At 41.4% G+C, this 14,818-nt stretch carries 8 protein-coding genes; 4 read left to right on the top strand and 4 right to left on the bottom strand.

Annotated features, from left to right (window positions below):
• Positions 1 to 11: 11 nt before the first annotated feature.
• Positions 12 to 1,343: a cytochrome ubiquinol oxidase subunit I gene (locus ACK8HY_RS07565; RefSeq protein WP_416133260.1), complete on the bottom strand. Its 1,332-nt coding sequence runs from the start codon at positions 1,341 to 1,343 to the stop codon at positions 12 to 14.
• A 138-nt stretch (positions 1,344 to 1,481) separates the two neighbouring features.
• Between ACK8HY_RS07565 and ACK8HY_RS07560 the strand changes: the two genes are divergently transcribed.
• The 4 genes from ACK8HY_RS07560 (at position 1,482) to ACK8HY_RS07545 (ending at position 9,042) form a co-directional block, all read left to right on the top strand.
• Positions 1,482 to 2,468: a hypothetical protein gene (locus ACK8HY_RS07560; protein ID WP_416133259.1), complete on the top strand. Its 987-nt coding sequence runs from the start codon at positions 1,482 to 1,484 to the stop codon at positions 2,466 to 2,468.
• 430 nt (positions 2,469 to 2,898) lie between these two features.
• Positions 2,899 to 5,994: a SusC/RagA family TonB-linked outer membrane protein gene (locus tag ACK8HY_RS07555; RefSeq protein WP_416133258.1), complete on the top strand. Its 3,096-nt coding sequence runs from the start codon at positions 2,899 to 2,901 to the stop codon at positions 5,992 to 5,994.
• A 33-nt stretch (positions 5,995 to 6,027) separates the two neighbouring features.
• Complete coding sequence (locus ACK8HY_RS07550) at positions 6,028 to 7,635, top strand: RagB/SusD family nutrient uptake outer membrane protein (RefSeq protein WP_416133257.1); 1,608 nt, start codon at positions 6,028 to 6,030, stop codon at positions 7,633 to 7,635.
• Between the two features lie 42 nt (positions 7,636 to 7,677).
• Positions 7,678 to 9,042 (top strand): sulfatase-like hydrolase/transferase, encoded by a 1,365-nt coding sequence (locus tag ACK8HY_RS07545; protein WP_416133256.1) that lies wholly within the window; start codon positions 7,678 to 7,680, stop codon positions 9,040 to 9,042.
• 352 nt (positions 9,043 to 9,394) lie between these two features.
• Here the strand turns inward: ACK8HY_RS07545 and bglX are convergent, their stop codons facing one another.
• The 3 genes from bglX to ACK8HY_RS07530 form a co-directional block, all read right to left on the bottom strand.
• Positions 9,395 to 11,671 (bottom strand): beta-glucosidase BglX, encoded by a 2,277-nt coding sequence (gene bglX / locus ACK8HY_RS07540; RefSeq protein ID WP_416133255.1) that lies wholly within the window; start codon positions 11,669 to 11,671, stop codon positions 9,395 to 9,397.
• A 234-nt stretch (positions 11,672 to 11,905) separates the two neighbouring features.
• Complete coding sequence (locus ACK8HY_RS07535; protein WP_416133254.1) at positions 11,906 to 13,291, bottom strand: glucoamylase family protein; 1,386 nt, start codon at positions 13,289 to 13,291, stop codon at positions 11,906 to 11,908.
• 78 nt (positions 13,292 to 13,369) lie between these two features.
• Positions 13,370 to 14,800: a RagB/SusD family nutrient uptake outer membrane protein gene (locus ACK8HY_RS07530; protein ID WP_416133253.1), complete on the bottom strand. Its 1,431-nt coding sequence runs from the start codon at positions 14,798 to 14,800 to the stop codon at positions 13,370 to 13,372.
• Between the last annotated feature and the right edge of the window lie 18 nt (positions 14,801 to 14,818).

Genomic DNA, 14,818 nt, shown 5'->3' with positions numbered 1-14,818 from the left:
GACAAATTTATTTAAGCGATATGGGGCTCGGGGCCTCTTCTAATAATTTTCAATACTAACATCAGGAATAACAGTCCCAAAAGAATATATAATCCGACAAATCCGAGTAAGGTAAATAAGGTGTTACCAGAAGATACCGTAGGGGATACACCATCTACCATACGCATCAAGTTGTAGACCAACCAGGGTTGCCGTCCGAGTTCGGCTGTATACCATCCTGCGGTATTGGCGATATAAGGAAAAGGAATCATAAACATAATGATCCATAAGAGCCATTTGGTCTGGTATAATTTATCCCGCCAAAGTAAAACAGTGCCCAAGATCATGATTCCGATAAATATTGTGCCTAGGCCGGCCATGATGTGATAACTATAATAAAGACCGGGGACATTGGTGGGATGTAAAGCGTCCTGAAATTCATTCAATCCTTTTATTTCCGCATCCCAACGCTGATAGGTGAGGAAGCTTAAAACATTAGGAACTGCAATTTTATTGTCCAGTTTTTTGTTTTCCATGTCAGGTTGACCGATAAGGATAATCTCGGATCCCCCTTTCTCCGTCTTGAAGATCCCCTCCATGCCTGCGAATGCTGCAGGTTGATATTTCACCACATTTTTGGCCGCTAGATCTCCTGTAGGAAACGCAACAAGAATGGAGGAAATAGCTCCAAAGATAACGCCGCTTTTAACGAATATCTTGCCAAATTTGCTATGTCTGTCGCTGAGAAGATAGAATGCTCCAATTGAGGCTACAAAAAAGGAACTTGTGACTAAGGATGCCGCCTGATTGTGTAGATAAGAGGGCCATAACCATGGATTGCTGAATAAAGAACCAAAATTGTTCAATACAAATTTGCCATTTTCGAGAATTTCATATCCAACCGGATGCTGCATCCAGGAATGCGTGGCAATAATCAGAAATCCACTCGCCCAGGATCCAATGAATACCATCAAACCGGAGAGAAAGTGCAGCTTGTGGCCAAGTAATCTTTCTCCAAAGAGAAACATTCCCAAAAAAGAAGACTCCAGAAAAAAAGAAAACATACCTTCCATGGCCAAAGTTTGCCCAATGATTCCCCCTGTAAGCTCGGAAAACTTTGCCCAATTCGTGCCAAACTGAAATTCCATAGGGATCCCCGTCACAACACCCATTGTAAAATTCAATGCAAAGATTTTCATCCAAAATTTTGAGGCATGGTTGTAATCTTCGTTGTGGGTTTTTAGAAATTTCCATTTGAAATAAACAATCATCAAGGATAATCCCATAGTCAATTGAGGGAATAGGTAGTGGAATGTAATTGTAAAGGCAAATTGAAGCCGATTGTAAAGAATCATGTCTTCCATGGATCCGGAGTTTTGGTTAATGACATTTAAATATAAAATTTTTTTGTCGTACCTAACTCCCACGCTGTATTATTTTTTTTGTCTTATCTTCGCCCTGATAACAGAAAATGGCGACAAGGGAAGCGGAGCACAGGAGATATGAAAAAAGCGATAATTTTAATAGGCGTTTTGCTTATACCTATACTCTTTATTGTACTCAACAATAAGAACAGGGGCAAAGTGGCTGCGGATAATGTAATATTCCGGGATAAATTATCCGATTATGGTTTGTTCAAAGGGAAAATAGCAGATCTTGTACCTAATGACCAAGGAGTTTCTTATGAGCTGGCTTCGAGTCTTTTTACAGATTATGCGGACAAAAAACGTGTTATCTTCCTGCCAAAAGGGAAAAAAATAGTTGCTTCGGATGATGGACTGCCTGATTTTCCGGATGGAACTATTATTGCCAAATCTTTTTTTTACCCAAATATAGATAGTTTACGAGGGCCTAAATCAGTCTTGTTAGAAACGCGTCTCCTGATCAACAAAGGGGGACAATGGAATGCAGCGACTTATCAATGGAATTCGGCACAGGATGAAGCTGTCTTATTAGCTGATAGTGCAATTGTCCCTGTTTCATTTTTAGACGGTAAAGGTGTGAAGCGGCAGACGCATTATATCATTCCTTCCCGTAAGGACTGTATTGCATGTCATCGCCAAGGGAACCGTATCCTCCCGATCGGTCCCAAAATCAGAAATTTAAATCGGGTTTTGTATCGGGCAAATGATACCATTCAACAGCTGGATTATCTGAAACATCTAGGCATACTGGCTATTTCCCCTTTGAGAAAACGAAGTCTGTTACCAAGTTACGAAGACCATAATCAATCTGTCGAGCGGCGTGCAAGAGCTTATATGGAGGTGAATTGCGCCCATTGCCATAATCCTATGGGAACTGCCTATATGACGATGCTCGATCTTAGATTTGAAAGCCCGCTAAACGAAACGGGAATTTTGCTCAAACAGGCAAAAATTATTGGCCGAATGTCTGTATTGGGTGAGATGCATATGCCCCAAAAAGGTACTACGATACTTCATGCGGAAGGCATCACACTAATAAAGGACTATCTCAATTCCTTGAAATAAATATTCTATTTGTAGAGTATTTGTATTTAGTATTCACGGATTTATGCATTCCACAACGTGTATTTTATTGGGAATTTAATAAAATCTATAGAATTAGTAGATTATATTGAAATATCTTTTATATTTGTGAAGGACATCGAAAGCGTACGAGGATGAAAATGGCGTCTTTGTAGCAAAAGAAAATTTTAATACATTATGAACTATACCAACATTAGTAAAATCACATTCCTTACAAGTTTTACTTTAAAGTCTTTCATGGCTAGAATCCCTTCTGTAAGAAAAATGCGAATGTGATCATAGGATAAATTTCCCTTATCTTTTCTCAAATTGACAATTGGGGAAGCGCTCGCTTCCCTGAATGTCTTCAAAATAGAAACAAGTTTTCGATTGGCGTTGGCACTTGTTAGTATTCACAATTAAATCTTTACCTATGAAAAATTTTAGGGTACTACGGTATTCTACATTGTCTTTATGTTTAGGCTTATCTTGTCTTGGGCAATATACCTATGCACAAACTGAACCTAAACCCATTATTAATGCATCACTAGCCGGATATATCTACGACAGCCAGAGCAAATTAGCACTTGGAGATGTAACCGTTCAACTTGAAGCAGTTACACATAGCGTTAAAACGGATCAAAAAGGATTTTTTCAATTTGTTACCGGACAAAAGTTGCCGCTGTCGATCACTGTTTCACGCGTTGGTTACAATAGAAAGACGATCTCTGTGTCTCAATCCCCTGTTATAATAGAGTTGGAGCCTGTCACCAAGGATCTGGATGAAGTAATTGTCGTAGGGTATGGAACACAGAAGAAGATTTCTTTGACTAATTCGATTGCTAGTATCGATGGTGAGAAATTGAACAAACGCCCTGTTTCTAATACACAACAAGCATTGCAGGGGATGCTACCTGGTGTAACAGTACAGGATTTAGGAGGGAAACCGGGGCAATCTGCTGCAAATATTCGAATTCGCGGATTGACTACTTTTAACACCAATTCAAGCAACACCAGTGGGTATGATTTGAGTAAAAACAATGCGTTGGTTATTGTAGATGGTATCGAGCAGCCTTGGTCCAAGCTCAATCCAAATGACATCGCTTCAATTTCTGTTTTAAAAGATGCATCATCCACAGCAATATATGGCTCCCGTGCTACCAATGGTGTTATTCTTGTAACGACAAAGAGTGCAAAAACCGGTCATGTTATTATTGATTACAATGGCTACTATGCGGTGCAGAAATCAATCAATCGGCCACAGCAAATGGATGTAATATCCTATCTCCAATTGCAGCAGGATGCTTATCGTAACGCCGGGCTGGCTGTACCCGCACGATTTACGGATGAATCAATCGAAAGTTATCGCAATGCAACAGATCGTCAAAAATACCCCTTGCCAAACACATGGTTTGAAACCTTATTGAAAACAGCGCCCCAGCACGATCACTCGCTATCATTTTCGGGCGGGAACGAAGTATTGAAGTCTAGATTGGCAGTGCGCTATAACAAACAAAACGGTATCATCGATAATTATGGCGCAGAACTGGCTGACTTTCGATTGAATAATGATTATAAGGCAACACCCTGGCTCAATTTTACTGGAAGTATTAATTACCGTTATAGTAAAGCCTATGAGCCCGGGCGCGATCCGATTAACAACTTCCTTCACGGCTCGATGTGGGTAGTTCCCAAATACGATGATGGAACCTATGGATTGAGTACACAAGGAAATAATCCATTGATGTTGATTGAGAAAAGCGGTTATAAAAAGGTAAGCGAAAATTATTTAAGCTCCATTGTAAAAGCAGATGTACAGCTGTTGGAAAACCTAACTTTTACCTCCCAGTTCGGAGTCCGACTGAATTTTAACAACACAAAGACTTTTCTAAATGCCTTTGAAAACAGGGACAGGAATACAGGAATAGTAAAAAGTTTTCCTATAAATTCGTTGACTGAGCTTAGGGACAATAACAGTGAATATACCTGGAATAATTTACTTACTTACCAACTGACGAGTGGTTCACATCATATCAAAGCGCTTGCAGGATATTCACAGATCCACAATTACCAAAACAATCTCACAGCATATCGGGAAAGATTTTATAGTAATGACATCACATCCATTGGGCAAGGGGCGGATGACGCAACCAAAAATAACAATGGGTACGACGCACAATATGGATTACGCTCTTTTTTCGGTAGGCTGAACTATGATTGGAATGGCAGATATCTAGTTGAATTTAATGGTCGATATGATGGCTCATCCCGTTTTACGGGTGATAAACAATACGGTTTTTTCCCTTCTGCCTCAGCTGGGTGGCTGCTGTCTAATGAACAGTTTTGGACACCAATAAAAAACTGGCTGAATGAGTTTAAACTACGTGCTTCTTGGGGTAAAACTGGTAACCAATCTGTCGATCTATATAGTTATTATTCTGCCTTGGTGGCGGCCGGTTATAATTTTAGTGGCAAATCCGTGCAAGGTTATCGACTGGATAGCTACGCGAATCAACAACTTGGCTGGGAATCTACGCAACAGTATGACTTAGGATTGGATGCTTCATTTTTAAACAATAGATTGGCTTTTACATTGGATTACTATCATAAAGTGACCAATGATATTTTATTAAATTTGGATATTCCGGCTGTGTTGGGGCTAAAACCTTCACCTCAGAATGCAGGAAGCGTACTTAACCGCGGCTGGGAATTTGCAGTAAATTATCATAAAAGAGCATCGCGTCCCGGTGCTTTCACCTATCAAATAAACGCTAACTTGCGCGTCAACCATAATGAGGTGACGGATTTGAAAGGTACGGGACCCTATATCGTCGGCTCTGATATCGATCCCCGATATATTATTGCAACAGGACTGCCAATCAATACCCTGTGGGGATATAAGACTGATGGCTTATTTCAGTCCGCTGAAGAGATAAAAGCCTATGGCGCAACCTATGCAACAAATACGCAACCCGGTGATGTGAAATATGTAGATCTGAATGGAGATGGTGTAATCAATGCGGGTGATATGACAGCTATTGGAAATTCTTTTCCAAAATATACTTTCGGACTGAATGGTGGCTTTGCCTTCAAAAATTTTGATCTTGATATCCTATTTCAGGGGACAGCAAAAGTTGATGCCCGACTTTCGGGTGCACTGGCAGAGATGGGAAATCAGGAGGGATTTACCCATGAAATTTATACCGCTAATTATTGGACACCAACACATCCCAATGCATCTTTTCCACGCGTGGTGAAATATGATCTGCGCAATGTTGCAACCGCTGACAGATTGGTTGTCAATGGCTCATATCTCCGTTTGAAAAATATACAATTAGGATATACTGTTCCACTAAACAGGATAGGGAAAGTGAGTGTCAGCAAACTGCGTGTATATCTGTCTGCTACTAATTTGCTGACCTTCTCCAAACTGAATGAATGGAATTTGGATCCAGAGGCGGAATCGGGAAGGGCAGTTTATTATCCTCAGACAGCACTGTATACCTTCGGCGTGAATTTGACCCTTTAGACCATTTTTTGTGTTTTTTTAAATTGAAGAGCAATGAATTTTTATAACTATTTATATCAAAAAAGAAATCTTTTTTACGCTTTCATGATCCTATCCTTGCTGACGGCCGGATGCGATAAAGATCTCCTAAATACAGTACCTACAGATCGACTTTCGGAAAATATATTTTGGAAAAGTCAAGCAGATGCAGAATTAGCTGTTAATGCATTGTATAATGACCTGGATGGAGCGGAAATTTTCTATCTGGATGCGTTAACAGATATTGCGCATGTCAATCAGCCTTTTGCAGTAGACGCGTATATCGAACAAGGAACTTATGATGCATCAAGTTCGCGTCTATATAACACCTGGAGTAATGCGTATAAGGGAATTGGTGCCGTCAATTATTTCTTGGCAAATGTCAATAAAATTGAAGGAAGTAAAAATGAAGCATTAATTATGCAATATATCAGCGAAGCTCGGGTATTAAGGGCTTATCAGTATATCAAGTTGGCCTATTTATTCGGTAAGGTGCCTTTGGTAAAAACACCGTTGACATTGCAGGAAGGAAGGGAAGTGCAGCAGGCAGAGCTTGTTGAAATATATGATTTTATTGACAAGGAACTGGAGGAAGCAGCAGCGGGCTTACCTAATTTTTATAGCGGGAATGATATCGGGAGGATCACGCGCTGGGCAGCCTTAGGCCTGAAGGCACGAGCAGACCTCTATGCAGGACGTTTTGCAGCTGCAGTCAAAGCGGCCAAGTTAATTATTGATAGTCATCAGTTTGAACTGTATCCTTCCTATGCGACGCTTTTCTCCTATGCAGCAGAAAATAATAAAGAAGTCCTTTTAGATAAGCAATTTTTAGAAAATATATATACTCAAAATGTTTTCAGTCAGTTGGCACCTTACAGTCAGCAGAATGGACAAAGCACTTATGTACCGACAAAAGCTTTGGTCGATAGTTACGTGACCAGTAACGGACAAGTGATCACAGATGCTGCTGACTATGACGTCAAAAATCCTTATAAAAACCGAGATCCTAGACTTTATCATTCGGTTTTTTTAGATGGCGATCAACTACCTAGTGGTGCGATTTTTCATCCCGCGCCGAACAGTGGGACCGCCGATGCAGTAGGTAGTACCTATATTGCGTCAACAACAGGATTTAATATCAAAAAATATATTGATAAAAAAGACTTCTCCAACCCTTCCAAAAGTGGACTAAATATTATACTGTTACGTTATGCAGAAGTATTGCTGACTTTTGCAGAGGCTAAAATTGAAATTGGAGAAATCGATGAAAGCGTCTATGCTGCAATTAATCAAGTAAGAAACTCCCGGAATGACGTAAAATTACCAAATATAAATGCAATAGGAGACAGCGAGCAGCTTCGTCAGCTTGTTCGTCGTGAGCGCACTGTCGAACTTGCTTTCGAAGGCTTACACCTGGCGGACATTCGAAGATGGAAAACGGCTGAAAAGGTCGTCCCCGGTAAAGTGTATGGTATTACCTATCAAAATAACAAGGGCGAAACGGTTGTAGTTGAAGCAGCTTCCGAACGTCGTGTTTTCGATCCGCTAAAACATTACCTTTGGCCAATCCCCCAGCGTGAAATAAATCTAAATTCTAACTTACGGCAAAATCCAAATTGGTAATTTCTTATATTGCGACATTGTTTCCAATTAAATCATACAATCATGATGCGATATACTAAACTTTTCATGGCAATGACCATGTTTCTCTTCGTTACATTTGTTAATGCACAAAACAAGAAGCCTAATATAATCCTGATTCTTACAGATGATTTAGGTTATAGTGACCTCGGCTGTTATGGTAGTCCGAATATTTCGACTCCTTTTTTGGATTCCATCGCCAGCAAAGGTGTGCGTGCAACAAATTTTATGGTGTCGACTCCCTCTTGTACTCCTTCGCGGGCATCTTTGCTGACCGGACGATATGCTTCTCGTTATAATCTTCCGGTGCCAATCGGTCCCGGATCAAATGTCGGGCTACCTGATGAGGAGGAAACCATTGCCGAACTACTTAAAAAAGTAGGCTATCGTACTGGTCTGATCGGTAAGTGGCACCTTGGTGATAAACAGGTTTATCATCATCCCAATAAACAAGGTTTCGATTTTTTCTATGGAATGTTATATAGTCATGACTATCGCGACCCTTATGTAAAAACAGATTCTGTAATTAAAATCTTTAGGAATAGAAAACCCGAGGTCATTGCTCCCGACGATTCGGATTTAAGTGCATTATACCATAAAGAAACGGTGAATTTTATTGAAAATCAGGATAAAGATCATCCATTCTTTTTGTATTACGCGCACAATTTCCCCCACCTTCCATTAGCCTTTGCGAACAAAAAGAATAGATTTGCGGATCAACAGAATGCAGGTCCGTTGGGAGCCGTCATGCGGGAACTGGATCATAATTTTGCTGAACTTTGGAAGACCGTTGAGAAAAAGGGATTGGCAGATAATACAATTCTGATTTTCTCGAGCGACAATGGCCCATGGATCGCCTATCCTTCGCGGATGTCAGATGACCATGCAACAAAAAATTGGCATGTAGGTACGGCAGGAGTATTTAAGGGCTCGAAAGCCGAAACTACGGAAGGTGGTGTACGTGTACCGTTTATCGTATACGGAAAAGGATATGCCCAGGAAGGAAAAGTGATTAGACAGGCAATCAGTAATTTGGATGTATTACCGACAATCGCAAAATGGACAGGGGCTCCTCTTCCAAAAAAATCCATCGATGGCCAGGAAATAGATGATTTATTGAGTGGTAAAACAGAAGATCTAAAGGCGGTACACCCACCGATATTTCTGGTAAACTATGGACATGTTGAAGCTGTTCGAGCTGGTGACTGGAAATATAGACGAGTACCGGCGGGGGTTAACCAAATATCGGGAAAACCCTACGAGGCGGTAGAAGAACTACATAATATTGCTTGGGACCCGAGCGAAAGAACGAATGTAATTGCAGATTATCCGGAGAAAGCAGCGGAATTACGTGCACTATTTGAAACCTTCGATGGAAATATGAAATAATAAGAAATTGGGAGTTTACGCTAATAGCGCTAATTTTTCTGTGGGGATTATTAAGTCTATTGTTGATATCGTCGTATTTGTTTTAATGGGTGTAGACAATGTGGTATTTAACGTATGACCAAGTTCGTACCATCTTCGTCAGTAGAACTAGATTAACAGTTATTTTATAAGGTATAAACAGGGGGTTAATAGGGGAATACCCCTGTTATACCCCTGTTAACCCCCTGCTATATCCCTGTTAAACCCCTATTAAAGGCGAAGTTGGTATTAATCAGTAGTTAATTTGCACTCAGTAAGTGTCGAGTGAAAACTATCTAAAAGTAAAGCCAGCTGCGAATGGGGCAGATCGACTTTAAAGTAGTTTAAAATTCCCCTCTTTAACATCACGGCTATTAGGACCGATATAGACTTTAAAATCTCCCGGCTCGGCTACATAGTTCAGATTATTATCGAAGAATTTGAGATCCTTTACGTTAATCTCAAATTTAACCGTCTTTGTTTCACCTTTCTTCAAATATATTTTCTGAAACCCTTTTAATTCTTTTACCGGGCGGGTAACAGAGCCAACCAAGTCCTGGATATAGAGCTGAACTGTTTCTTCGGCGTCATACTTCCCTGTATTGCTAATCGTAATATTCGCTTGAATACTACTGTTGTTGTCTAATGTGTTTTTATCTAGATGAATATCACCATAAGTAAAGCTTGTGTAACTCAATCCATAGCCAAAGGGGTAGAGCGGTGAGTTGCTTACATCTAAATAATTCGATTTAAATTTTTCAAAATCCCCAGAATTTCCGTAAGGTCTTCCTGTATTTTTGTGCGCGTAGTAGATGGGGATTTGCCCGACATTGCGCGGAAAAGTTGCTGTAATCTTTCCAGAGGGAACGACATCTCCAAACAATACATCTGCAACCGCCTTTCCGGTCTCCGTGCCCCCAAACCAAACATTTAATATAGCGGGGACATGTGCATCTTCCCAGGTCAAGGTAAGCGGCCTACCTGTAAATAAAACAAGCACAACTGGTTTTCCGGTTGATAACAATGCTTTTAAAAGATTTTGCTGATTTTTCGGAATATCCAGTTCGGAACGGCTTGAGCTTTCGCCGGACATTTCTGAGGATTCCCCAAGTGCTGCAACAATGACATCAGCTTGTTTGGCAACCTTCAACGCCTCCGCAATAATTTCATCTTCTTTTCGGGGATCCCTGGCTATTGTACGGCCAAACATTGTTGCATGTTTTTGATAAGTAGGATCTTCCAGAAGGTTACTGCCCAAGTGCGTAAGGAGATTTACTTTGTTACCCAAAACCGCTTTCATTCCTTCCACCAATGAAGCTGTTTCCTCTAATTCCGCACTCACACTCCAGGTTCCCGGCATATTGGCACCTGAATTGGCTAGCGGGCCGATTACAGCGACTGTGCCCGACTTTTTTAATGGGAGAATCTGATTTTCATTTTTCAATAAAACGAATGATTTAGCCGCAATTTCTCTTGCTTTGGCCTGGTTGGCTGCAGAACTGATTACGGTTTTTGCGCGCTGATCATCGCAATAACGATAAGGATCTTCGAATAATCCCAGTTTATACTTTGCTTCCAGTACAAAACGACAAGCTCGATCAATATCTGTAAGTTTAACTTTACCTTCATCAAGTGATTTTTTCAACGTGGTTAGAAAACCTTCGCCGACCATATCCATGTCTACTCCGGCATTTAAGCTGAGCGCCGATACCTGTTGCAGATCTCCAAGGCCATGTGCAGAGAGTTCATTAACAGCGGTATAGTCGGTTACGACCAAGCCTTTAAAGCCCCATTGTTTGCGTAATACGTCGGTCATCAACCATTTATTGGCCGAAGCCGGTACGCCATTGATGTCGTTGAAAGAAGTCATGATGCTCCCGGCGCCAGCATCTATAGCCGCTTTGTAGGGCGGTAGATATTCATTGTACATACGATGAAGGCTCATATCGGTACTGTTGTAGTCCCGGCCAGCTTCTGCGGCACCGTATAACGCAAAATGTTTCACACAGGCCATCATGGTATTGTGTGCAGCTAGATTATCGCCTTGAAAACCATGAACAACAGCTTCGGCAACCTTCGAACTCAGGTAAGTATCTTCACCGGCGCCTTCAGAAATACGACCCCATCTTGGATCCCTCGAAATATCTACCATCGGCGAGAAAGCCCAGTTTATCCCATCAGCTGTGGCTTCCTCGGCAGCAATATGGGCAGACTGCTGAATTAATCCCATGTCCCATGTCGCTGCAAGGCCCAAAGGAATAGGGAAAACCGTGCGATAGCCATGGATAACATCCATACCAAAGATAATCGGAATCTTAAGCCTGGACTGTTTGATTGCAATTTCTTGGGTTTTCCGAATCTTGGATGGCGTACTCATACTGAATATGCCACCAATCTGACCATTTCGGATTTTAGTTTCCACATCCGTGGAAACCGTAGTTCCTGTTGTCGCTTCACCGCCTGTGACCAGATTTAGCTGCCCGATCTTTTCTTCTACAGTCATTTTAGCCATGAGTTGGTCTATAAACTGGTCCATTTTTTGATTCGACTGTGCTGGGCTGGCATGCCAAGCCAAAAACGCAAGGAGGAATGTTCCTACTACTTTTTTCATGTATTAATTTCTTTTATATTGTTATGAACGATTGTTATAAACGGGCTTACCATATCCGGTTTTGTGGATGATTGAAGTTTTGTTAGATCACGATTACATGCTATAACCTAATTTAATTTACAGCTCAATATGATCTTTATAATCTGTTCATGTTTGTTATTGACGGTTTTATATTTTCGTGGAGGGAACCATTTTTAACGTGTGACGGATTAAAAATGATTCCGACGTTTACCACTACTTTAAATAAGGACTTGTAAAACCAAGTTTTTTCAGTCCTTGCTGGATCTCTGGTGCTTGCATAAATAAATCCCAGATCTTTCCTGTTCTATAATTCTCGATCATAACAATGATCGGTCCTTGATCGATGGCTAGATAACGTTGTGGAAACCAGTTGGCAGTTTCACTGTAGGCATCATAATAACCATATTTACCCCAAACTTTATCCCTTAGTTTTCCGTTGAGATATTGCGCAAACCGGATACTTTCATGTGGGGTGTAGGGTATCGAAGATAATGCTGCGGTAGGTGAGATGACACCCGGGTCGTTGTCGGGATGATGCGCATCATATCCCTTGATGGAATAGCTGGCTGTCCAGCCCCAACCTTTGTCAGGTCCATAACCCTTGTAACCTTTTGGGTTTTGTCCCGCATAAGCCAGATTTATTTTAACATGGTTGCTGGTGGCCTCCCAATAATCAGCATACTGATCTTTTAAGCCTTTCGGGCTTAAACCTAAGTAAGAATAGTGTTCCCAAAACAAAGGGCCTACTTCGCCTTCTTTGGCATTGTGTTTAAGGACTAATGGAATATCATATTTTTTAGCATTGCTTTTAATCCCGCCGGATCTTGCCCATCCTTCGTGGTACACACGCGGTGAAATCGGGTGAGTGGGAGAGGAGGCTGCTAGAACATAGGTAATCAGACATTCATCATAGCCTTTGATGGGATGGTTTTGTTGAAAATTAAATTTTGGACTCCAATGCCAGTACAGCACATTTTTTCCATTTGTATAATGGTTCCAGTCGATTTCTTTCCAAAGTTTATCCGCTTTTTGGGAAACTACTTTAGCCGCGTCACTCTTGTCTTTTAAATATTCACGTATAGTGATGAGTCCCTGTGCTAAGAAGGCCGTTTCAACAATATCTCCACCATTGTCTTTGTCACTAAAAGGTTTGGCCGTGCCTAATTCGCCGTTATACCAATGTGCCCAGGCACCGCGAAATCTTTCGATCTTGGCAAGATAGTCCATCATATGGTTGAGCTTTTGAATACCTTGTTCCGCTGTGATAAAGCCTCGTTCCATGGCAACGATCATACCCATCAGACCAAAACCGCTTCCACCGATAGTCACCACATTACGATCATTCTCCGGATATACACCATCCATGTGGATACGTTCGCGTGCTAGCCCTGACGTTGGCTCGGCACCCTCCCAAAAATATTGGAAGGTCTGTTGTTGAATATTCGTCAACAGCGAGTCTTCATTCATTTGAGATTGATCTATAGAATCATTTGTAGATGGATTTCCAACGTTTTTGGTGGCGGTGTTTTGGCATGAACTACTGAGAAGAAGGGCCAAAGCAATACCAGCGATGCTTGGATATGCTGTTCGTGTTCTCATGGATAAAAAATTTTTAAGAGTCTTGAAAAATGTCCAAACGACACGATGGTCGTTTGGACGGTGTTATTTTGTGCTATATTACCAACCTGGATTTTGGGGCATTTCTGGTGTTTGTATACGCTGATTTTCTGGAATTGGAAAGAGCATCATTTTATCTTGAAATGTCTTTCCTTCGGCAGCCATTGCAGCTTTGGCTTGTTTCGTCCGTATCAGATCAAACCACCGGTCGTGCTCAAAAGCCAGTTCAAGACGTCTTTCTTTCCAGATCAATTGACGGAGCTGCGCTTGATCCGTCGTCGTTATTTTCGGTAATTTTACACGTGTACGGATTATATTGAGTGCATCTAAGGCTTCATTGCTGTTACCAAGTTCGTTGGCTGCTTCGGCAAGGATAAGATAAATCTCGCCCAAGCGAAGATAACGAATGTTTTTGTCCGTATCACCGGCACCACCGTTTGCGGAAGAATAGGCTTTTTCGTTATACATGGGATTTTCTACGCCATTGTCGATCAACCGGCCATCATAAAGCGTTTCACCTCTGAAAATAATGGTTGCGTCGCGACGGATGCTGTCATTTTCTGCATTGAAAGCATTCAGTAGATTTTGGCTGGGGATATTGAAACCCCAGCCTAAAGCGACTGCACCACCACGGGGAGCCTGTACTTGGCTATATTGTTGGATGCCATGTGCAATGGATGTTCCGCGTGCCTGCCATTCAAATAATGATTCGGGACCATTCTCTCCTGCCAGCCGCCAAATTGTCGCGTAGTCTTTTTCAAGGCTATAGCCCCCTGAGTTGATAACAGTTTTGGCCATATCGGCTGCTTGTTGCCACTTATTTTGATATAGATACACTTTTGATAATAATCCTTGTGCAGCACCTTTGGTCGCGCGTCCGAGATCTTTTGCCGCATATGCAGATTTTACAGGAAGGTTGTCAATTGCAAACTTAAGATCCGCTTCGATATACGCATAGACTTCGGCAGCTGGTTCCCTTTTGATGTAATCGCGTTCTTGGATGGGAACGTCCCCCCAGCCGCGGACCAAATAAAAATAGTTCAGTGCCCGAAGGAATCTGGCTTCTCCGATTAATCTGTTTTTATAGGCCTCATCAGTTAGGCCATACTCTTCAGTATACTCAATTGCGCGTGTAGCGCGACCTATAGATTTATACCATCGGGCCCACATCGATTGAAATGAACCCGCTGTGGAGGTATAGGTAAGATTATCCAATAATAATTTGTCGCCACCTGAATCGGTTGCGGAGCTCCCTTTATCTGCGTTATCTGAAATCATTTCAGTTATTCCCAAAAAGGAAAAAGCATAATCCCAATCCGTAAACATGCCATAGACACCATTCACAAATTGTTCAGGGGTATATACCGTACCACTATCTTCTGCCTCGACATTTTCTTTTGAAGGAACATCTAAAAATTTGCTGTCTTTGCAGGAATGTAATGTCAAACCTGCGCTGAGTACGATTGCTATATAGAGTTTATTAATTTTCATCGTGTTGTAATTTTAAAG

It is taken from the genome of Sphingobacterium sp. NGMCC 1.201703 (genome assembly GCF_047784615.1).
Classification (GTDB): Bacteria; Bacteroidota; Bacteroidia; order Sphingobacteriales; family Sphingobacteriaceae; genus Sphingobacterium.
The sequence above is the reverse complement of the archived record's forward strand: the minus strand, read 5'-3'. Positions and strand labels throughout refer to the sequence as shown.